Annotated in this window: 19 protein-coding genes and 1 tRNA gene; 11 read left to right on the forward strand and 9 right to left on the reverse strand. The window is 43.1% G+C overall.

Features of this window, described 5'->3' with window-relative positions; translation table 11 throughout:
• Window positions 1-873 (reverse strand): N-acetylmuramoyl-L-alanine amidase-like domain-containing protein, encoded by an 873-nt coding sequence (locus ACRC53_RS08745; RefSeq protein ID WP_438643073.1) that lies wholly within the window; start codon window positions 871-873, stop codon window positions 1-3.
• 1171 nt (window positions 874-2044) lie between these two features.
• Here ACRC53_RS08745 and ACRC53_RS08750 point away from each other — a divergent pair.
• The 8 genes from ACRC53_RS08750 to ACRC53_RS08785 all read left to right on the forward strand — a co-directional run bounded on the left by ACRC53_RS08750 (window position 2045) and on the right by ACRC53_RS08785 (window position 10199).
• On the forward strand, window positions 2045-2353 hold the full coding sequence (locus ACRC53_RS08750) for an urease subunit gamma (protein WP_438643074.1): 309 nt from the start codon (window positions 2045-2047) through the stop codon (window positions 2351-2353).
• A gap of 8 nt (window positions 2354-2361) precedes the next feature.
• The gene (gene ureB / locus ACRC53_RS08755; RefSeq protein WP_438643075.1) at window positions 2362-2784 is read left to right on the forward strand and encodes an urease subunit beta; all 423 of its coding nucleotides are present in this window, start codon (window positions 2362-2364) and stop codon (window positions 2782-2784) included.
• Between the two features lie 49 nt (window positions 2785-2833).
• Window positions 2834-4552 (forward strand): urease subunit alpha, encoded by a 1719-nt coding sequence (locus ACRC53_RS08760; RefSeq protein WP_438643076.1) that lies wholly within the window; start codon window positions 2834-2836, stop codon window positions 4550-4552.
• A gap of 464 nt (window positions 4553-5016) precedes the next feature.
• Entirely contained in the window at window positions 5017-5634 is a 618-nt protein-coding gene (ureE, locus tag ACRC53_RS08765) for an urease accessory protein UreE (protein WP_438643077.1), read from the forward strand.
• 41 nt (window positions 5635-5675) lie between these two features.
• Window positions 5676-6368 (forward strand): urease accessory protein UreF, encoded by a 693-nt coding sequence (locus ACRC53_RS08770; protein WP_438643078.1) that lies wholly within the window; start codon window positions 5676-5678, stop codon window positions 6366-6368.
• A gap of 35 nt (window positions 6369-6403) precedes the next feature.
• Window positions 6404-7063: an urease accessory protein UreG gene (gene ureG / locus ACRC53_RS08775; protein WP_438643079.1), complete on the forward strand. Its 660-nt coding sequence runs from the start codon at window positions 6404-6406 to the stop codon at window positions 7061-7063.
• Window positions 7056-7979, forward strand: coding sequence for an urease accessory protein UreD (locus ACRC53_RS08780; RefSeq protein ID WP_438643080.1), 924 nt, complete (start codon window positions 7056-7058; stop codon window positions 7977-7979). The genes ureG and ACRC53_RS08780 overlap by 8 nt, the downstream gene beginning before the upstream one ends.
• 870 nt (window positions 7980-8849) lie before the next feature.
• Window positions 8850-10199 carry an ammonium transporter gene (locus ACRC53_RS08785; protein ID WP_438643081.1) on the forward strand — a complete coding sequence of 450 codons (1350 nt, stop codon included), beginning with the start codon at window positions 8850-8852 and terminating at the stop codon, window positions 10197-10199.
• A 403-nt stretch (window positions 10200-10602) separates the two neighbouring features.
• On the opposite strand, the gene ACRC53_RS08790 is transcribed toward ACRC53_RS08785, so the two are convergent.
• The 6 genes from ACRC53_RS08790 to xerD all read right to left on the reverse strand — a co-directional run bounded on the left by ACRC53_RS08790 (window position 10603) and on the right by xerD (window position 17385).
• Window positions 10603-10676 (reverse strand) — tRNA-Gly (locus tag ACRC53_RS08790).
• 297 nt (window positions 10677-10973) lie between these two features.
• Window positions 10974-12488, reverse strand: a complete 1515-nt coding sequence (gene lysS, locus ACRC53_RS08795) for a lysine--tRNA ligase (RefSeq protein ID WP_438643082.1) — start codon at window positions 12486-12488, stop codon at window positions 10974-10976.
• Between the two features lie 9 nt (window positions 12489-12497).
• Window positions 12498-13596, reverse strand: a protein-coding gene (prfB, locus tag ACRC53_RS08800) for a peptide chain release factor 2 (RefSeq protein WP_438643083.1) whose coding sequence is annotated in 2 segments (ribosomal slippage) — window positions 12498-13520 and window positions 13522-13596 — 1098 coding nt in all. Because the reading frame shifts where the segments join, the coding sequence is not laid out codon by codon here.
• A gap of 106 nt (window positions 13597-13702) precedes the next feature.
• On the reverse strand, window positions 13703-15430 hold the full coding sequence (gene recJ, locus ACRC53_RS08805; RefSeq protein ID WP_438643084.1) for a single-stranded-DNA-specific exonuclease RecJ: 1728 nt from the start codon (window positions 15428-15430) through the stop codon (window positions 13703-13705).
• A gap of 243 nt (window positions 15431-15673) precedes the next feature.
• Window positions 15674-16375, reverse strand: a complete 702-nt coding sequence (gene dsbC, locus ACRC53_RS08810) for a bifunctional protein-disulfide isomerase/oxidoreductase DsbC (RefSeq protein ID WP_438643085.1) — start codon at window positions 16373-16375, stop codon at window positions 15674-15676.
• Window positions 16376-16488: 113 nt separating this feature from the next.
• Entirely contained in the window at window positions 16489-17385 is an 897-nt protein-coding gene (gene xerD / locus ACRC53_RS08815) for a site-specific tyrosine recombinase XerD (RefSeq protein ID WP_438643086.1), read from the reverse strand.
• Between the two features lie 154 nt (window positions 17386-17539).
• Between xerD and fldB the strand changes: the two genes are divergently transcribed.
• On the forward strand, window positions 17540-18058 hold the full coding sequence (gene fldB, locus ACRC53_RS08820) for a flavodoxin FldB (protein ID WP_438643087.1): 519 nt from the start codon (window positions 17540-17542) through the stop codon (window positions 18056-18058).
• A gap of 166 nt (window positions 18059-18224) precedes the next feature.
• Here fldB and brnQ read toward each other — a convergent pair whose 3' ends face one another.
• On the reverse strand, window positions 18225-19535 hold the full coding sequence (gene brnQ, locus ACRC53_RS08825) for a branched-chain amino acid transport system II carrier protein (protein WP_438643088.1): 1311 nt from the start codon (window positions 19533-19535) through the stop codon (window positions 18225-18227).
• Window positions 19536-19807: 272 nt separating this feature from the next.
• A complete protein-coding gene (locus ACRC53_RS08830; RefSeq protein ID WP_438643089.1) occupies window positions 19808-20590 on the reverse strand; it encodes a tRNA1(Val) (adenine(37)-N6)-methyltransferase in 783 nt (260 codons plus the stop codon).
• A gap of 114 nt (window positions 20591-20704) precedes the next feature.
• On the opposite strand from ACRC53_RS08830, the gene srmB reads away from it, so the two are divergent.
• The gene (gene srmB, locus ACRC53_RS08835) at window positions 20705-22117 is read left to right on the forward strand and encodes an ATP-dependent RNA helicase SrmB (RefSeq protein WP_438640432.1); all 1413 of its coding nucleotides are present in this window, start codon (window positions 20705-20707) and stop codon (window positions 22115-22117) included.
• Window positions 22118-22419: 302 nt separating this feature from the next.
• Window positions 22420-22839, forward strand: coding sequence for an ACT domain-containing protein (locus ACRC53_RS08840; RefSeq protein ID WP_438643090.1), 420 nt, complete (start codon window positions 22420-22422; stop codon window positions 22837-22839).
• Window positions 22840-22910: the final 71 nt, after the last annotated feature.

Consider the following 22910-nt stretch of genomic DNA (forward strand, 5'->3'; position numbering starts at 1 on the left):
TTAACTCTCCGCTCTGACAGATCGAAGAACAACAATTCCGGGTTTTGCATGCATGTACGCCATGAAGGGTGAGTCAACCACTTTTCTATTCACTTCTAATGAAGAGGCATTTCTGAACCAAACCTCACCATCATGCCGAACAACAATCCCCACATGGGAAACATCTAACCCCTCAGCAGGAGAGTACACACCGACATAATCGCCGGTTTTCAGATTATTCAAGACCTGATCATCAATAGCTTTTGCAGGAATGTAGTTGATATTGCGTGCAGTAACACCTAAACCGGGTAGATACTCTGTGCCATCAGGTTTTCGATTTAACCACTTCTCTACGGTGATGTGTTTTTTGCTAATCTCTAACGTGACATCACGCGCATTGGGCTTTTGAGTTGCAAACCAATCAGAAAAAAAGTGCCGGCGCGTTGAATAACTAACTTCACCATTAACATAGCGCACATCAATAAGATGACGTAGAAAACTGCTCGCATCATGGCTTCGGCTCAACGACTCGACATTATCTATCAAAGTAAAACAGTCGACATGATCTATATCGGTGACAAAAATCTCTGGAGTATCAGGCCCGCCAATCATGGTATCAGGTACATAAGATGTACCGACAAAATCTGACGATACTTGCTCAACAACCTTACCATGCCCCTCGTGTATATACGGTTGAACATCAGATTGGATAATGTGGTCTATTTTCCTAAGAGTCGTCCTATCTATCGCATCCAGATATGCTGTTATATCAACCTGTTGTATGATATTTTCAGCCGGATGATGTGGCTGTAGAGATACGTGCTGCGCTATTTGATGGGTAACTGTTGTATAAGAAGAAACTGTCTGTATTTTCTGTTCCACTATATGATCCATAACCACTTCCTTGGGAATACACATCTCTGTCTCTTCCTACACTCACTGGAAATGATTTTTTTAGCGATCAAAAGCGGTTGATGGTTTACTGTTCGTTGAGGATAGTCAGACTGAAATGTTAAGAATCATGATACATATCACAATAATTTAACCTAGGTAAATATCCGCAACAAATAAACGAAATGTTTTGATTTAAACAGTCACGTTATGCCGTACAACAGATAATGTTCGATATGAAGCAAAGCGGCAGAAAATAAACAAAGATTGAATCATCCCTGTACGGTACAACCTGTTTATATAAGCAATGCCATGAACAGTTTATTCAATCAGCATAAAAACAATACGTCTTATTTTTTTCATTCAAGATAGACGCTTTACTCACGCGTAAACCTTTCAACATATCTGCATAATAATGAACAATATTAAGGCGATATCTCTATCAATACGTTTCGAAATACGACTATATACAACAGAGCGATTAAATTTATGCTCGTAACAATACCCATAAACGTGAGTACAGATAAAAATAGACAAACCGTAAAACGAAGAGATGTGCTGCTATTTTTTTATCGCAGCTTACTAAAAAGTAGCGACTATTTTAGCCATTTATTACGGTACTTTTTCAAAAAACAGGTTCAACCGGTGTGAAATAAAATCACCAAAACACAAGTATACCTATCAGCATAATCAATGGGTATGCATGGCCTTTTGCATAAGACAATATGAAGTATTTTTGTGCGTTTTTGCATACAAAAAATACGCCTGTAGTCCTATGACTCTGAAGCGTTTATTTTATCTACAGCAGTCATTCGTTACACTTTCTTAGCTTGTTTGCGTTATCGAGCACAATTTTGTTTATCAAAGACTTAGAGAGCTGTAACTTTATTATACAAATCAACTCACCCTGCCATTACAAATAACAAAACAATACTGCTAGACTGTAAATAATTTAAACGATACATAACGAATTAGACGCATTGCCACTTTAAAAGGCGATACATTCTAACGAGGTTATTATTGCATTCATTAATTTAATTACAAAATACACACTAATCGCTTAAATAAAATAATTTGTTGTAATTTTAAGATTGTTTGACGTTCTCTCAACGTGATAAATATCTGCGACCATTAGACTTTAAGAAGAGGTGTTTAAAATGCTAAGGAGTGTTAAATGCAATTGACACCAAGAGAGTTAGATAAGCTAACGATTTATATGATGGCAGAAGTTGCTGCCAAACGAAAAGCAAAAGGGTTGAAGCTCAATCACCCTGAAGCTGTTGCTCTGATCAGTGCTAGTGCACTTGAAGGTGCAAGAGAAGGCAAAACATTAGAAAAGGTCATGGAAGAGTCAAGACACGTTCTCACCATTAATGATGTGATGGATGGTGTGGCTGACATGATTAACTATGTTCAAGTTGAAGGCGTTTTCACTGATGGAAGTCGTCTGATCACGATTCATGATCCGATTCAGAGAAAGTGAGGGTAAATATGCCAACTAAAAACAACACTTCGGATGTTGAAGGTGTAGCAGTCGGTGGATTGATTCTTGCAAAAGATGACATCGAAATTAATAAAGGCTACCCCGTCACTAAGATCAAAATCAGAAATACTGGCGATCGACCAATCCAAGTTGGATCACACTTTCACTTCTTTGAAGTGAATAAGTGTCTCTCATTTGATCGTAAAGCCTCTTTCGGTAAGCGTTTAAATATTCCAGCAACAACCGCACTGCGTTTTGAAGCGGGCGATGAGCGTGAAGTAGAGCTCGTGCCATTTCAAGGTAAGCAACGAGTGATTGGCTTTAACAATCTCGTTGATGGCTGGGTAGGTAATGAGAGTGACCACACCTACCAACCACGCCTGAAAGAAGCGATGGAAAATATCGCTCGTTTTGAATACGGGAATAAATAATTCAGCCCTTAGCGATCCCGATACGACTCTAAGTGTGAAGGTACAAGACATGTCAAAAATTTCACGGCGAGAGAATGCCGACCTATTTGGCCCAACAAAGGGCGATAAAATCCGACTTGGAGATACTTGTCTATTAATTGAGATAGAAAAAGATCTGCGTGTCTATGGCGAAGAAGCGGTCTATGGCGGTGGTAAAACACTGCGTGACGGTATGGGTTATGACTGTGAGCTGACCAGTGCAGCCGGTGCACCTGACTTAATTATTACTAACGTCACTATCGTTGATGCTATACAAGGTATTGTAAAAGCTGACGTTGGGATCAAAGACGGCTATATCTGCGGCATCGGTAAAGCGGGTAACCCGTCTACCATGAATGATGTTACACCAGGATTAGCATTAGGCCCTGCGACTGAGGCCATTTCCGGTGAACATCTGCTGCTGACTGCAGGCGGTATTGATTCACACGTACACTTTGTTGCACCACAACAAGCTGAACATGCATTGAGTAACGGTATTACCACTGTATTTGGTGGTGGCCTTGGCCCAACAGATGGCTCAAACGGTACAACCATTACATCAGGCGTATGGAACATCGAAATGATGATGCGTGCGTTTGATGAGTGGCCTGTCAATGCCGGTCTGTTAGGTAAAGGAAATAGTTCGGCATTGCCAGCGATTTATGAACAAATCGAAGCAGGTGCAGCAGGATTGAAGATTCACGAAGACTGGGGTTGTACTCCAGGAACTATTCGTGCCTCACTAACGGCTGCTGATGAAGAAGATGTTCAGGTCTGTATTCATACCGATACACTAAACGAAGCAGGTTTTGTTGAAAATACTATTGCTGCGTTTGAAGGCCGTACTATTCATGCTTACCACACTGAAGGGGCTGGCGGTGGTCATGCGCCTGACATTATCCGTGTGGCAAGTTTGAACAACGTGATCCCAAGCTCAACGAACCCAACGATCCCTTATGGCATCAATTCGCAAGCCGAACTGTTCGACATGACGATGATCTGCCATAACTTGAGCCCAAAAATTCCAACTGACGTTGCATTTGCTGAGAGCCGTATTCGCTCTGAAACTATTGCGGCTGAAAACGTTCTCCATGATTTGGGTGCGATTTCAATCCTCTCTAGTGACTCACAAGCAATGGGCCGTATCGGTGAAACTTGGCTTCGTACGCTGCAAGCAGCCGATGTCATGAAGAAACTTCGTGGTAAATTGCCAGAAGACGATGCAGGCAACGATAACTTCCGTGTGTTGCGTTATGTTGCGAAAGTAACCATCAACCCTGCACTGGCACAAGGTATTAACCACATCGTGGGCAGTGTTGAAGTGGGCAAATTTGCTGACTTAGTTCTGTGGGAGCCTGCATTCTTTGGTGCAAAACCAAAGATGGTGATCAAAGGTGGTTTGATCTCTTGGGCATTAATGGGTGATCCAAATGCTTCATTAATTACCCCTCAGCCTATGAACTATCGCCCAATGTTTGGTGCGATGGGTGCAGCTAAACACAAAACACGTATTACATTTACATCAAACGTTGCGTATAAAAATGGTATACAAGAGCGATATGATCTGAAATCGATCGTAAAACCAGTGTACTCAACGCGTACTGTGACGAAAAAACATATGATTCGTAACAGTGAAACACCGGTTATTGAAGTTAACCCAGAAACATTTGCAGTTACCGTCAATGGTGAGCACGCAACAGTAGAGCCTGTTGATACCATTGCACTCAATCAGTTGTACTTCTTTAGCTGATTGAGTCTCAAACGTAGAAATTAAGTGATAACAACCTGAAATGTTATCTTGGTAGAGGTTTGCAGCAGAGTAGAAATAACGCTCTGTTGCAAACAAGGGAATGGATAGAAATACACACCGTTTCTGCACTCTACCTTCTTAATCGATATCTTTCGTGTTTTTTTGTGATGACTTATCTATAGGTTCTGTTCACTAATACAGAACAGAACCTATTAGGTTGTGATGCTCTATTTAGTTTAATCGCAGCTCAATACGGGCAAGAATAGGTTACACATCGTTTACTTTTTTCTGCATTTTCACGCGTTGCATATAGAACAACTTGTTAAACCAACAACCCCAATTGCGTAATTATTATGGTTACGTTTTTGCTTATGAGTATTGCCGTTGGTTTTTTACAATCTATATAGAAATACGATCCACGCTGGCCAATTAAAAAACCGCATAAAGAGAGTGGGAGATAGAAAATGATAATGATCGAAAAAATTATTGGTAATGCAAAAGATCCACATTGGGTGACGACATTACACGGATATACTGTTGACCATTTGCATTTAGAACAATGGGAAGCACCTAAAAATAGAATCCGTAAAAAATCACACAACGGTTATGAAATTGCTATTTCACTGCCACGCGATCAACAACTTAAAAATAACGATATTTTATATATCGACGAAGCAAATCGCGTTGTGGTTATTACTGAAATCCGTTTAAAAGATGTCATGGTGATCCGTCTAGATCAACTTGATAATAAAGACAATTGGCAAAAGCTGATTTTCCAACTTGGCCATGCATTGGGTAATCAACACTGGCCTGCCATCTTTAAAGATAACATTGTTTACGTTCCATTCTATGTTGATAGAAAAATCATGAGCTCTGTGATTCGTACACACGCTTTTGAAGGCATTAGCTTTGAGTTTGCTTCAGGTGATGAAGTTGCACCGCTGCTTGCACCAAGTGAAATGAGACTTCTTTTTGCTGGTGCAGATGCGTCAACACATAATCATAGCAATGATCACCGCCACGATAATCATAGTGATCATAACCACGATCACGATCATGGCCACGATCATCATCATGATTAAAAACTGATTAATCGTTTTTGAATTAAATAGAGTTAATTGATATGCAATCATCATTAACACAGTTGGTCAGAATGGTTCAGCTTACTGATTCAGCATTACCGATTGGTAACTTTGCTTTTTCAAATGGCTTGGAATCTGCGCTTCAACTGGGGGTGGTTTATGATGCAAAGACGCTAAAATCATTCACACAAACTGTACTAAAACAGAGTGGCCGGCTAGATGGTGTGGCTTTACTGCATGCACATAGAGCGGCTCAAAAACAAGACTTTGAAAAAATTCTTGAGATTGATCAAGAGCTTTGGTGTCGCCGAGTGGGTGAAGAGCCACAAATGATGATCAGCCGGATTGGTCGAAAGTTTGCCGAACTTGTTGAAAAAACAGCACCATCACCACTGGTTTCGTCTTGGTTAGATGCTATTCGTGCAGAGAAAACACCCGGCTGTTTTGGCACCTCTCATGCCATTATATTTTCTGAAATGGGTATTGATGAGCGCCAAACATTTGCACTTCATCAATACGGTGTCGCCTCTATGATATTAAGTGCGGCTATTCGATTAATGAAAATATCCCACTACGATACACAGAAAATATTGTTCGAAATCAACGAAAGCTTAGACAGTGAATATGATGCTATCGCGCAAAAAACGCTCGATGATATGCACGCATTCTCACCGGTATTAGATTGTCTTATTGGCCACCACACTCAGGCACATGTAAGAATGTTCATGAGCTAAATAATTAAATTATCTAAATTTAAAAGGAACTCAACATGAAAAAAATTACTCGTATTGGTATTGGTGGCCCTGTTGGTTCAGGCAAAACAGCAATTATTGAAGCAATTACCCCACGCTTAATTGCATTAGGAATTAAACCACTCATTATCACTAATGATGTTGTTACCACTGAAGATGCCAAACAAGTTCAACGTACATTAAAAGGTGTATTGGTTGAAGAGAAAATTCTTGGTGTAGAAACCGGTGCATGTCCACATACTGCAGTGCGTGAAGACCCATCAATGAATATTGCCGCTGTTGAAGAGATGGAACAAAAATATCCAGACAGCGATGTGATTTTTATTGAGTCAGGCGGTGATAACCTCACTTTGACATTTAGCCCTGCACTGGCTGACTTTTATATTTACGTTATTGATGTTGCTGCTGGTGACAAAATTCCACGTAAAAATGGCGCAGGCGTTTGCCAGTCAGATATTTTGGTCATTAACAAAAAAGATTTAGCACCTTATGTTGGCGCAGATCTTTCTGTCATGGTTCGAGACTCTAAACTGATGCGCGGAGAGAAGCCCTTCCTATTTACCAACTGTAAAACCGGTGAGAACATTGATAATCTGATCGAATTGATCATGACAATGGCACTGTTCGATATCGAATACGATCAAAGCCTGCTGAAGTTGGATAACAACAATGCATGATAAATTACAACGCCTCTCTAACTCGTATGAATTAGATAAGTATCGTGATGAACCCAAGCAGATGCGATCAGCAGCACCTGGTAAAGTTGGTGAGCTTAAGCTCACCTTCACCAAAAGTGGTGATCGCTCTGTATTAAGCCATCTCTACCGTGCAGTTCCTTTGCTTGTTCAACGTGCACTGTATTGGGATAACGAAATGCCAGAGCTGCCAATCTGCTCAATGATTGCAGTAGGCGGTGGCGTTTTACAAGGCGATAGATACTACATTGATGTCAATGTTGAAGAAGATGCTTGTGCCCATGTAACCTCACAAGGTGCTAACCGTATTCATCAGATGGATGCTAACTATGCATCGCAATATCAGAGCATTACCGTTGCGCCAAACGGTTATCTGGAGTTCATCCCAGATGTGACCATTCTCTACAAAAAGTCACGTTACATTTCCCAAACAGATATCGTTATCTCTCCTGGGGCAAGCATGTTGTATGCAGAAACGATCATGTTAGGTCGCCTTCATTACCAACAAGAGCGTATGGAGTTTGACTTACTCTCTTTGCTTACTCGTGTAAAAACCCCTGATGGAAAAACACTCTTTACTGAAAAGATATTGGTAGAGCCAGCGGCCGATGCACCTGAAAAATTAGGTGAAATGACCGGCTTTAACGTGTTTTCCAATGTTATCTGCTTAACACCAAAAGAACATGCCGATGAGATTCAGCGGGAATACAACGCCTTCTTTGCCGAAGATAAATCAGTTTATGCCTCTATTTCTAAACTGCCTAATTCCGCCGGTCTCATGCTGCGGGTTGTGGGCACAGAAAGTTATTTAGTGCGTGAGCAAGTAACCCGTTTTTGGCAAGTATGCAGAAAAGTGATCAAACAACGCGATCTTCCTAGAAAATTCATCTGGATCTAATAGGAAATACAGCAAAAAGCACATGTATTACCCATTGTTTTCACTGAATCTGTTAGGTGTGTATCCATGTTAATTGCTTTAAACGTAACACCCATTATCTTCTGTGCAACCATAACTTCTGTTATGTTGTAGGCATCGTTTGATATGTTAAATGCAGCTTAGTGTGACAGCAATTGCCATTACAGTGAGCTGCTATAACACACTGACAAATTTTCGATATATTTCAAGCACATCATCAAGATAGCCCTTATCTTTGCTCATGTTAGCGCATCAAAGGTAAATTTTACTGCTTTTGAAACTAAAACATATCTGCCTTTGAGTCACTCATGTCGCCTCTCTTTTGCCCACGAACTAATGCAACGGTATCTGCTGACCTGTACTTCCATAGCACAGCCACAACACGGCGACTATCCTGCTCATACCCCGTCAATATCCCGCCTTTCTAGCACAAACCACCATGACAGATTATCTACAAAAGACAAAAGTCTGCCAAGTTCCATGGCTATAGAAATACCCTCTGCCTGTTTTGACTCTCAGTGAACTGACTGGCTGTCTTACTCTTATTGTCAGGAATAGACCGCTACAAATCATAAAATCTTTTACATATAGCCAACTCATTGCAACACAAGATCTGGGTATGGTACTGAAGGTTAATGATCATCTCGTAGTAGTAAATGAGTAAAAATCTTTTGATATCAAATACATACGCAATTATTTGCCAATGAAAAAAGTTGCAAAAGTGCAGTTTGATACCTCTTTTACTGATAGAAAAATCAAAAAACCAGGCCAGCGCCCCATTGTTTAGCCACTATTGATAGCGTGGGTGATGCGCTCTTTGTAAAAATTTATATGCGATGAAAAGGAAAGCATATGGATATTTTGAACACTGGTGATACAGCGTTTGTGCTGTTATGTACCGCATTGGTCTTATTGATGACTCCGGGTTTGGCGCTGTTTTACGGTGGTTTAGTGCGCGAGCGTGACTCTTTGACCATCATGCTCCAAAACTTTATCTGTATGGGTGTTGTTTCAATTATTTGGGTGTTTGGGGGGTTCAGCCTTGCTTTTGGGCATGATGTTGCTGGCGTAATTGGTTCATTTACCCAGTTTATGGGCATGAATCACATTGGTGCTGTTCCTAATGATACATACGCACCGAGTGTGCCATTTATTCTGTTTTTTGCCTATCAGATGATGTTTGCCATTATCGCACCTGCGCTGATTACCGGTGCATTTGCAGGCCGTTTCAGATTTGGGCCATACTTAAAATTCGTCATTTTGTGGACACTGCTTATTTATATTCCTGTTGCCCACTGGATCTGGGGTGGCGGCTTTTTATCCTCTCTGGGCGTAGTTGATTTCGCTGGGGGCATTGTTATTCATGCCACTGCGGGCATGTCAGCACTGGCCACTGCCGTGTATGTGGGTAAACGTGTTAGCGTGCGTAAAGGTGAAAAAGAGCTGCCTGCAAACTTACCGCTCGTTGCTGTAGGTGCAGGGTTGCTGTGGTTTGGTTGGTTTGGGTTTAACTCAGGTGGCGCATATGCTGCCAACCAACTTGCTGCTTATGCTTTCACTAACACTACGCTATCAGGCTCAACAGCAATGCTTGTTTGGATGTTCTGGGAGTGGCGTGAACGAGGCCGCCCATCATTCTCTGGTGTATTAGTCGGCGCTGTTTCAGGGTTAGCCACCATCACACCTGCGGCTGGCTATGTAGAGCCTAGTTCAGCTATCTTAATTGGTTTGATAGGCGCAACTGCCTGTTATTTTGCTAAACACATCCAAGAGCATCTAGGCATTGATGATGCATTAGAAGTGTTCCGTGCGCACGGTGTTGGCGGGATAGTCGGCTCTATTTTACTGGGTGTTTTAGCCAGTAAAACCATTGATAAAGTCAATGCCAGTGCATATCAAGTCTTTATTCAGATAGTGGGTGTTGTTATTGTCTGCGTATACTCTTGGTTTGTGACGAAGTTTATTCTCAAAATTGTCGATCGCAATGGTGAGCTAAGAACACCTGATGATGTACAAGAAGAAGGGCTCGATTTTGATGGGCTGGGCGAACATGCCTATCATTATGAAAGACATTTTAGTGCAACAAAAACACAAGAAACAGAAGGTGGGCATTCAGCCTCAGAGATTATCTCTGAAGTCGCCACTGATACCGCCACCAAAACCATTACTGAAGAGAATATAGCAGATACGGCAAACCGATAATTAACCGGTTATTACACACGCGGTAATCATAGAAAAAGCCCCAACTTTTGGGGCTTTTTTTTGTCTGTAAGGTTCTATTTCTTTTTTATTATCCCACTGCTTACAATTTCTCGACAACCATATGCCATCTTGCGTGATCTTTTTGCGCGCGCTAAAACGAAAACACGCTTTTCTTTAAAAACCCAAACTTAACAAGAGGAGTAAACAAAGTAATGAAGTAATGAAGTAATGAAGTAATGAAGTAATGAATAAATTAAAACATCAAAAATATCAGGAACAACAAAGAGTTATTTTGCAGATATACGGCTCTAGCACAACGCAGAACCAGATTTTCCTACAACATACATGACAAAAGAGAAGGAAATAATCAGAGAAAAGAGAGTTAAAACAGAAAAATAGATATTGGAGCGGGTGAAGGGAATCGAACCCTCGTATGCAGCTTGGGAAGCTACCGTTCTACCATTGAACTACACCCGCATCACTAAAGTCTGACTTGCAAAAGCAAAAGCCGCTACGCGTAATACCCGTAACGTAGGTTTGATTATAACCTTCTTAGCGATGACTGCAAGCAATCAAAAGCTTAACTGATTGAGAATTAAGCAAGAAACAGTATAGAAATGTGTTTCCGTGCACTGTATCTCAGCCAATAACACGGCAGACTCAAATACTAAGTACAGTACCACTGAATCACAGCATAAAAAAAACGGAGTCAACCGACTCCGTTTTCTGATATGGCTAACATACCGATACTCTCAGATACCGGATGATAGTCACTTATTTTTGTGGACGCATTGCCGGGAACAGGATCACATCACGGATACTCGGTGCGTTAGCAAAAATCATTGCCAAACGGTCGATACCGATACCTTCACCTGCTGTTGGTGGTAGGCCGTATTCCATTGCCATGATGTATTCCGCATCATAATGCATAGCTTCAGCATCACCTGAATCACGCTCTACCAGTTGCTGGCGGAAACGGCGATCTTGGTCTTCTGGGTCATTCAACTCAGAGTAAGCATTGGCAATTTCACGTGCACCGATGAACAGCTCAAAACGGTCAGTTACACTTGCATCTTCATCGTTAGCACGTGCCAGCGGAGAAGTCTCTGCCGGATGCTTAGTGATAAAGGTTGGTTGGATCAGGCAGTGTTCAGCCAGCTCTTCGAAGATCTCAACTTGCAGACGGCCTACGCCCCACTGCGGCTGGTACTTGATCTTGTGCGCATCACACGTTGCACGTGCCGCTTCCAGCGTATCAAGCTTATCGATAGTCAGGTCAGTATACTTAATTGTTGCTTCAGCAGGCGTTAAACGGTCAAATGGCTTGCTAAAATCATACACATGATCACCGTAATGAACGGTGGTTGAACCCAGAATGTTCATCGCCAGAGTACGGAACATATCTTCGGTTTTATCCATCAGATCGTTGTAGTCTGCGTATGCCTGATAAAACTCAAGCATGGTGAACTCAGGGTTGTGGCGTGCTGATAAGCCTTCGTTACGGAAGTTACGGTTAACTTCGAATACACGCTCCATCCCACCCACAACCAGACGCTTCAAATACAACTCAGGTGCGATACGCAAGAACATCTCTTGATCCAGCGCATTATGGTGGGTAGAAAACGGCAGTGCTGTTGTTCCACCTGGAATCGGGTGCAGCATTGGTGTTTCGACTTCAACGAAGTTTTGATCTTCTAAATAACGGCGAATACCGCTGATCACTTTTGAGCGGATCTCAAACGTACGACGAGATTCTGGGCTAGTAATCAAATCTAAATAACGCTGACGATAGCGCATTTCAGTATCTGATAGGCCGTGGAACTTGTCTGGCAGAGGGCGCAGTGCTTTAGTCAGCAAACGCACTTCTGTACAGTGAATCGTCAGTTCGCCAGTTTGTGTCTTAAACAACTTACCGCGTGCACCAACGATATCGCCCATGTCCCATTTCTTGAACTTCTCGTTGTAAACGCCTTCTGGCAGATCATCACGAGATACATACAGCTGGATCTGACCACCCATATCCTGCAAAGTGACGAAAGCAGCTTTACCCATGATACGACGGGTCATGATACGGCCAGCCACTACCACTTCTTTGTTCAGTGCTTCTAACTCTTCCTTAGACTTATCATCAAACGCGGCATGCACCTCGTTAGAAATGCTGTCACGACGGAAATCATTTGGAAAAGCAATCCCCTCTTCGCGCAGAGCTGCCAACTTTGCACGGCGGGTTGCCATTTCACTGTTCAGATCTAATGTACTTTCTTGCTCAAGATTTTGTTGTTCAGACATGGGAGTTCCTTACAATCCGGCTTTTAAACTTGCCTCAATAAAGCGATCTAAATCACCATCCAATACAGCTTGTGTATTGCGATTTTCGATTCCTGTACGTAAATCTTTAATGCGGGAGTCATCCAAAACATAAGAGCGAATCTGACTACCCCAGCCGATGTCAGACTTAGTGTCTTCCATCGCTTGTTTTTCAGCATTTTGTTTTTGCAGTTCCAACTCATAAAGTTTGGCTTTCAACTGCTTCATACACTGATCTTTGTTCTTATGTTGCGAACGGTCATTTTGACACTGCACGACAGTGTTAGTCGGTATATGTGTAATCCGCACCGCAGATTCAGTTCGGTTTACGTGTTGCCCACCTGCACCTGAGGCGCGATAAACATCAATACGTAAGTCGGCAGGATTAATATCAATATCAATATTGTCATCAATTTCTGGATAGACAAACGCAGAGCTAAATGAGGTATGGCGGCGGCCACCTGAATCAAATGGGCTTTTGCGCACTAAACGGTGAACGCCGGTCTCGGTACGTAACCAGCCGTAAGCATATTCACCGCTAATCTTAATGGTTGCGCCTTTAATGCCAGCAACATCACCATCAGACTCGTCCATCACTTCAGTCTTAAAGCCTTTGCTCTCTGCCCAGCGCAGATACATACGCAGCAGCATGCTGGCCCAATCTTGTGCTTCTGTACCACCGGAGCCGGCTTGCAGATCAAGGTAGCAATCTGAACTGTCATTCGGGCCTGAGAACATCCGGCGAAATTCCAGTTTGGCCAGTTTTTTTTCTAACTCTGCTAACTCAGCCACCGCTTCATTGAAGGTCTCTTCATCTTCCGCTTCAACGGCCAGCTCTAGCAGCCCTTCGACATCTTCTAAGCCCTGATCCAGATCATCAATAGTATTGACAACAGCTTCTAAACTCGCACGCTCTTTACCCAACGCTTGAGCTCGATCAGGTTCATTCCAGACATCAGGTTGCTCTAATTCCGCATTAACTTCTTCTAGACGCTCTTTTTTAGCATCGTAGTCAAAGATACCCCCGAAGGGTATTGGTGCGTTCGCTCAGGTCTTGAATACCGTTTTTTACAGGATTAATTTCAAACATAGTAATTTGCGTCTTTACTCATTATTTTGGCCAAAACACTTGGAGTCTAGCGGATTAACGCCCGAAGTTACAAGGTCAGTTCATACTCATTGCATCGTGAGTATCATCATAACGCGTCGATATGCTCAACTAACAGTTGTACATTCCGATTACCACGAAATTCATTAATCTCTAAGCGGTATGCAAGCCGTACTTGTCGTACTGTTGGGTCTGGCCATAATGTGGTGTCTACATTAAATGCTATCGCATCAAGCATCGGGCCACCTGCAATAGGTTCAAGCAACATTTTCAGATGCTTATCACCGACTTTGCGCTGCTGCAACAAGGTAAACTCGCCATCAAACAGTGGTTCGTTAAACCCTTGCCCCCATGGGCCAGCTTGACGTAGCATCTCTGCTGTTTCTATCGTCATTAACGCTGTGGGTAACTCCCCATCACTCCAAATTTTGCCTTGCAGTGCTGACTCATCTAACCACTCGGTAACAATATTGGCAAAACAGTGCTGAAAACGGGAAAATTGCGCCTCATCTATCGATAATCCAGCAGCCATGGCATGCCCACCAAAACGCTGAATTAACCCTGGATTTTGTGAATCTAACCGCTCCAGTGCATCACGCATATGTAAGCCAACAATTGAGCGTCCTGAACCTTTTAAAATCCCATCACCTGCAGGTGCAAACGCAATCACAGGCCGATGAAAACGCTCTTTAATACGAGAAGCTAAAATACCTACCACTCCTTGATGCCACTCTGGATGAAACAGTGCAAGCCCGCATGGTAGTAAATTATGATCTTGATCTAATTTTTGACAAAGATTCAGTGCCTCTTGCTGCATACCCTGCTCAATTTCTCGCCGAGTTTGGTTTAACACATCAAGATCACAAGCTATCTCACGGGCCACGCTCATCTCTTCACATAAGAGCAATGTCACGCCAATTGACATATTATCCAAACGCCCTGCAGCGTTCAGACGCGGGCCAAGAGCAAAGCCTAAATCACTGGCCACTAATTGACGCGGATCTCTATTTGCTACTTCCAGCAAAGCTAAAATACCGGGTCGACAACGCCCTGCACGAATACGGTTTAGCCCTTGCCAGATCAGTAGGCGGTTATTAGCATCAAGTGGTACAACATCAGCAACACTGCCTAATGCGACTAAGTCTAGCAGTTCTGCTAAATTAGGTTCATTAATCTCCTGACGAGAGAACCAATTATCAGTGCGTAACGCTGCCCGTAAAGCCAGCATCAGGTAAAAAGCCACACCCACACCAGCCAGTGCTTTAGAAGGAAAGTGGCAACTATGCAAGTTCGGGTTGACGATGGCATCAGCATCGGGCAGCGTAGTGCCTTGCAGATGGTGATCGGTGATTAATACCTGTATGCCGCGCGCATGCGCTTCCTGCACGCCGCTGTGCGATGAAATGCCGTTATCTACCGTCATAATCAACTCTGCACCTAACGCTTGAGCTTGGATCACCACCTCTGGGCTGAGACCGTAGCCATCTTCAAAGCGGTTTGGAACCAAAAAGTTAACCCGCCTTGCGCCTAATGATCGTAGTGCTAAAACACTCAGTGCGGTACTCGTTGCACCATCAGCATCAAAATCACCCACAATAGTAATTTGACGATCAGCATAAATAGCCTGTTGCAAAAGCTGAGTCGCCTGCTCAATTCCTTGCAGTTGACGATAATCGAGCAGATGTTTAATTGAGCGATCTAACTGCTGCAAAGCACTTACACCACGTCGGGCATAAATCTGACGTAAAAACGGTGGAAATACCTCCGCAAGATGCGAATCATCGACCTGCGGACGACGGCAAATTTCAGTATTCATGGTGTTCCTAACAGCATAACAAGATAAAAAACAGCGCAGAAAAAGCACAGATGTGGTAGACAAAAGCGGTTAATTAACGGGAATAAATACCGATTCTGATGGCTAAACAGTGTTTATTACAGATATACAGAAGAACGCAGCATTTTATCTTAAACCCATATATTTACCCGTATGATGTAATAATATCTTATTTATCAACATCATACGGGATCAGGTTATTACGAGAACAACACACATTGCAGATTATTTGCTGGCAGCCTTAAGTACTTCAAGCAGTGCTTTAGGATCTCGATATCCAGGTAGCATATCGCCATTTGGCAATAACATTGCTGGCGTACCTTGAATGCCAAACTGATGACCCAATGTAAACTGTTTAGCAATAATAGAGTCTTTACTGTCTTTCGCTGGAACTGTTTTTCCTGCAAATGCATCTGTAAACGCTTGTTTTGGATCAGCCGATGCCCAAATTCCAGCCATTTCATTCGCCGCATTCGAACCTACGCCATAACGTGGGAAGGCCATATAACGAATAGTAATGCCCAGATCATTATACTCTTTTATTTCATCGTGCAATTTACGGCAATATCCACACGTAATGTCAGTAAACACAGTGACTACATATTTTTGATCTTTGGCTTTGTAGACAATCATCTCTTTATCAAACTTGGCCAGCTCTTGCATCAGCAGTTGATTGGTTACATTTACCGGCTGCTTGGCGCTGAGTTGAAACATCGGGCCTTGCAGAACAAATTCGCCATTGTCACTAACATATAACACACCATTTTCAGTCAGCACTGTTTTCATGCCGGCAAGTGGCGAAGGTTGAATCACCGGATTTTCAATACCTAACCCTATCAATTTCGTTTTAATGGTTTGATCATCAGCGTGTGCAGCACTAAAAGCAAAGGTAGTCAGCAATGCGGCTAACGTTAACGTCTTTTTCATAAGTTATCCTGCTTAATGATATATAACATTTTATTATACGTAATATGTATGTCTTTATTATACGCATTGTGTGATTGAATACCCGCAACTTGGCTATCACTTAAAAGAGCCCGTTATGCCCTAGGGTGGTGTTGCTCATGCAACTGCTTTAGGCGTTCGGTAGCCACATGAGTATAAATTTGTGTGGTGGATAAATCACTGTGCCCCAGTAACATTTGTACGACACGCAAATCGGCGCCATGATTGAGCAGGTGTGTTGCAAAAGCGTGGCGCAATACGTGTGGTGATAACTTTTCAGCATCAATTCCGGCAATCACCGCGTAGTGCTTGATACGATACCAAAACGTTTGCCGTGTCATCTGTGTACCACGTAGACTTGGAAATACCACATCCGAAGATCGATCATGTAATAGCGCAGCTCTCCCATAGGTTAAAAATCGCTCAACCCAATAGAGTGACTCTTCGCCCATCGGCACTAACCGCTCTTTATTTCCTTTCCCCACAACACGAATAACCCCTTGCCGTAAGCTTAGGCAATCCATCGTCAACCCGACTAATTCAGAGACCCGCAGCCCAGCAGCATACAGCAGCTCTAACATGGCTTTATCGCGCAGTTCAAGAGGGTGTTCTGGATTAGGTGCAGCCATCAGCCGTTCCACTTGCAGTTCACTTAAATCTTTTGGCAAACGGGCAGGTAATTGCGGTGATGACAGTGCCACACTCGGATCATCGCCACGCAGTTTCTCACGGTACAAATACTGAAATAACCGGCGCATTGCACTGAGCATACGAGCAGAGCTACTGGCTTTATAACCTTTATCTAACCGTTCAGCCATAAAGGCTTGCAGTTCATTGATTGAAGCACTTAACAATGTGCTTTGTTCGCGTTGTAACATCTCAACAAGTTGTGCGAGATCATGTCGATAAGATGCTAATGTATTTTCTGAAAGATTTCGTTCTACCCACATCGCATCTAAAAACTGCTCAACTACATGCTGATCTTGCTGCACACCAACCCCTTAACATTCTGGTGGAAATAGACCCAAGATAATGACCAATACAGCCTGATATTTACTCGCCTTTATCAAGAAAACAGTACAGATCAGATACGCTGGTAATTTCTGGTACACTGAGAAAAGATTACATTATCACAGGGTATCTGGCATGAAATTTGGCTTATTTTATGGCTCAACAACCTGCTACACCGAAATGGCCGCAGAGAAAATCCGCGATGCAATAGGTGCTGATTTAGTCACGTTGCACAATGTAAAAGAGACCCCACTGACACAAATGTGTGATTATGATGTATTAATTTTAGGGATCTCTACTTGGGATTTTGGCGAACGACAAGAAGATTGGGATGCCATTTGGCATACACTCGATGATCTTGATCTCTCAACAAAAATCATTGCACTATATGGCTTAGGTGATCAAGTAGGATATGGCGAATGGTTTCTGGATGCAATGGGGTTATTGCACGATAAGTTGCTCACCTGTGGTGCGCAGTGTATTGGTTATTGGCCCGTTGATGGTTATACGTTTGTCGCATCAAAAGCACTGACTGCAGATAACCAAACCTTTGTTGGGTTGGCGCTTGATGAAGAGAATCAATACACACTCAGTGATCAACGCATTGCACAGTGGAGTGAGCAAATTTTGTTAGAAATTGAGGCGTTGCTCTAACATCTCCCATCATGCGTTTTTTATGGATATTCATTGATACTCATTATAGCAGCGAAAAATAGCCACTATAATGGGTGCTCATCACCAACAAAAAGCCATCTCACTGTGTTCTATGGATAACGCACGATAAGATGGCTTTTTTGATCAGCAGATTATGTTTTTATCATCACACTGTTTGTATTTTACTTTCACTTTCACGGCTTGGCAGCATCAGCGCAACGGCCAGTGCAACCACGGTTGGTAATACCCATGCCATACTCTTATTAAACAGCGGTAAAAAATTCATCACTGACAAATTTGCACCTGCAGCAACAGCCGCATCCATCAGACTAAAGACCAAGGCAACACTGAGTACTAAGCGATAACCTAAAGCCGGATTTTTCAACCATGGGCGAGCAAATGTCAGCATCACTAAGCCAACGGCCAATGGGTATAGAGCATATAATACGGGTACTGATAGGCTAATTAGAGTACTCAAGCCAACATTGGCCACAACCGCACAAATAACCCCCAATACCACTACCCACTGGCGATACGAAAACGGTGTCAAACTTGAGAAGTAATCAGAGCAGGCACAAAGTAACCCTACGGCAGTAGTCATACAGGCTAAAATCACCACGGCAGATAAAATCCACTGACCTGGTTGACCAAACAACGCTTGAACATAAACAGCAAATATTGCGCCGCCATTATCCAAACCGCCTGCAATGGTGGCCGATGTTGCCCCTAATCGAAACAGCGAAATATAGACAAATGCCAAACCCGCTGCCGCAATCAGACCGGCAATAATCAAATATTTACAGGTAACCTTGTTATCTGTAATCCCTTTACTGCGGATCACATCTACAATCAGCATACCGAACATTAGCGCAGCAAAGGTATCCATGGTGTTATAACCATCCAAGAAACCTTTGGTAAACGGTGAATGAATATAATCACCCTGTGCAGCTTGTACCGCACCTTGCGGGGCAACCACAACGGCGATCGCTAACACAGCCAGCAACAAGAACAAAATCGGGGTCATCACTTTACCGATACTGTCAATTAACGCCCCCCGACTCCATGACAACATCACTGCCAGCGCAAAAAATCCGGCCGTTATCAGCATTTGTGTTGTGCCATCAGGCGCACTGAAATAGGGCTTCATAGCCATTTCATATGCCACTAAACCGGTACGCGGTGCAGCAAACGCAGGGCCAATCACAATAAACAAAAGCACAGATGCAAATGTACCAAACCCTGCAGGAAGGTCACGGGTCATATTAGGTAAACCACCACCGGAACGTGCCACGGCAATAATGGAAATGAGAGGTAAACCAACAGCCGTGGTAAGAAAGCCCAGAGTAGCAAGTACAGAGTGATCACCCGCTAGTTGGCCAGCTAACGGAGGAAAAATAATATTTCCAGCGCCTAAAAAGAAGGCAAAGGTCATCATGCCCAACCCCATTATATCCTGCCATCTCAATGTCTGTTTCACGGCTACACCTCTTTACTTAGCAATATCTATCAGTACATAACCGGTATAAAAGCAACAAATAAGGCTGAATAAATCACACCTTCAGGCGCACGATATCTGATGAAACCCGGTTAATGCGAAAATGGTAGGGCAACAACAAAGGCGATATTCTGCGCAACAGTCGGTGCTTTTATCCTTACTATTGCGGTGAAATAGTTGTTAATCAGAATAACCCTCTGGCAACTTTGCACTAAAAAGCATCATCTATGATCGATACTGGCAGCGCAATGCACTCAGAAAAAAAGGTAAAAATCTTTTGTTAGATCACGATAATCGCAGTGATAAACTCCATGCATTGCATTAATAACTAGTTTTTTATCCTGCCTATCTTGTCTGACAAATCCAAATTCCAGCAGAATACGTTGTGCTTTTTTCCCTTCACGGCTAAAAACAGCTATAGCTTGATAACAAAACAGACCAAAATCTTGCGCTAATGCACATATAGGCTCAGCAACATCAAACGGCAAAACCAGACACACGCGGCCGGTGGGCGCTAATACTCGACACGCACTCTGCAACAGCACTTCATGGCTGAGTGTATCGGTATAACGTGCTGCATCTCTGGCAGTATCACGACAGGCTACGCCAGATTCAAAATAGGGGGGATTAGAGACAACGAGATCAAACTTCAACAGATTATGCTGCGAAAATTGCTGAATAGACTGGTTAGATAACCTGATTTTATGCTGCCAAGGTGAAGCAGCAATATTTTCTTTTGCTTGCTCTGCAGCTATATTGTCTAATTCAACTGCCGTAATCTGTGTATTAGCAGGGGTGCGTTGTGCTAACATCAGAGCTATCAGGCCGGTTCCCGATCCGATATCCAGAATCTTTGCCGCGCCGTTTATTGGCGACCACGCTCCGAGCAAGATCCCATCTGTTCCGACCTTCATGGCACAACGATCGTGCGCGACAAAAAACTGCTTGAAGGTAAACCCATTACGCGCCAGATTACGGGGTGTTTTTTGGGGGATTTCTTCACTGTTATTGTTGAGTAAGAAGGGGTTATCAGACATGGTATCTCTCCGCAAAAAGGTTGCCAAGCATAGGCGAAATGCAATTAAGCGTGAAGAGGCGTGAAGCAAAACGCCGGCAAGGTTATAATTTCCCCCTCGTATAAGAGGTGAACCATGGTAGCGACACAATTTACAGAATTAGATCTCGACAAACGTCTTCTGGCCGCACTGAAAGATAAGGGTTACGAACGCCCAACAGTGATTCAAAGTGAGACCATTCCAGCCGCCATGGAAGGGCGCGATGTCATGGGGTCAGCCCCGACAGGTACGGGTAAAACCGCTGCGTTCTTGTTGCCTGCAATTCAGCATTTGCTGGATTACCCGCGTAGAAAACCGGGTACACCGCGCGTACTGGTACTTGCTCCAACACGTGAGCTGGCAATGCAAGTGGCTGATCAAGCGCGTGAGCTGGCAGCACACACCAACTTAGCCATTGCAACCATTACTGGTGGCGTTGCCTATTTGAACCATGCTGAAGTGTTCAGCCAAAATCAGGACATCGTGGTTGCCACCCCAGGGCGTCTGTTGCAGTACATCAAAGAAGAGAACTTTGATTGCCGCGCTGTTGAAATTCTGATCTTTGACGAAGCCGACCGCCTGCTGCAAATGGGCTTTGGTCAGGATGCTGAGAAAATCGCAGCAGAAACCCGCTGGCGTAAGCAGACCTTCTTGTTCTCTGCGACGCTTGAAGGTGATTTGCTGACCGACTTTGCTGACCGTCTGCTCAATGATCCAATTAAGATTGAAGCCGAACCGAGCCGTCGTGAGCGCAAGAAGATCCTGCAGTGGTACTACCGTTCTGATGATGTAGAACACAAAACTGCGCAACTGGCACACTTGCTCAAGCAAGAAGATGTCACCCGTACCATTGTATTTGTGCGTAAGCGTGAACGTGTTCGTGAGCTGGTTGATGCTCTGCATAAGCACGGTATTGTGGCCGGTTTCCTTGAAGGTGAAATGGCGCAAACTCAGCGTACCCGTGCAATTGATAAGCTAAAAAATGGCGAAATCAGCGTACTGGTTGCAACCGATGTCGCTTCACGTGGTATCGACATTGATGATGTCAGCCATGTGTTCAACTTTGACATGCCGCGTACTGCTGATGCCTATTTACACCGTATTGGCCGTACCGGTCGTATGGGCCGTAAAGGTACTGCCATCTCACTGGTTGAAGCGCATGATTTTGATCTGCTGGGTAAAATTACCCGTTATATCGATGATCCGCTTAAATACCGAGTGATTGATGAGCTACGCCCGAGCACCAAAGCGCCGAAGCATGAAGGTCGCCGTGGTCCATCGAAAAAGCAAAAAGAGCGTATCAAAAAGAAACGTGCTGACAAGTTGGAACAAAAAGACACCGAGAAAACTAAAATCCGTCATCGGGATAAAAAGAATATCGGTAAGCGTCGTGCAGCCAGCAATGAAGCAAACGTAGAAGCCAAGCATAAGCAGGAAGCGGCGGCTAAGGCTGCGCACAAACGCGAGCAAGCGGCTAAACGTGCTGCAGATGACGATTACGACGATTAATCGTCACAGTGCCTAAACTGTCATAAAAAAAGCCCAATATGGGCTTTTTTTATTTTGGTCGTTTACTTCTGCATTAAGTTTATATGGGAAGACCAATAAGCGTAAAACAAACGTGAGAAAAACACCGGGATAAAAATAACAAAAAAAACACCTCCCTTTCTTATCGCTCACTCCACTATAAATAATGCTTTATCCTTATTAATCTACTCTTACCAAAAATACATTACTGCCATTCAAACATTATGTTGTTCTGATATATTGATGAAAAATCATTAAAAACAGTGACGACAAAGGAAGAGATAATGAATAAGGAAAAAGAGGCTTACGGTGAAACTCATTTAGCTATTTTACTTAAAAATATGCAACCAGCACTCAACACCGGTGACTATGTCTTTGTTACTGTTGTAAAATCAGCTTTGCCAGATATATTGGCATATCAGCCACAAGGCCTATTTACTGAGCAAGAGGGAATAACGGCAATATTATTGCAACAACATGCCGACACATTAGCACTCTCTTATTCATCTGTATTTAATATGATTACGTTAACCATACACTCAAGCCTCGATGCAGTAGGTTTAACAGCAGCCGTTGCCGGAAAACTCGCTGATTATAATATCAGTGCGAATGTTGTTGCCGCCTATTACCATGACCATATTTTTGTGCCAATATCACAGGCACAACAAGCTATGCAAGCATTAAATGAGTTTAGTAAATTATAATTATTACTACTTTGATGATAACTTGTTTGATGATGAATAAATTAATTGTTAGTAATATAAATAACGATATC

Source organism: Plesiomonas sp. (assembly GCF_051652165.1).
In the GTDB taxonomy this organism is placed as follows: Bacteria; Pseudomonadota; Gammaproteobacteria; order Enterobacterales; family CAMTGL01; genus Plesiomonas.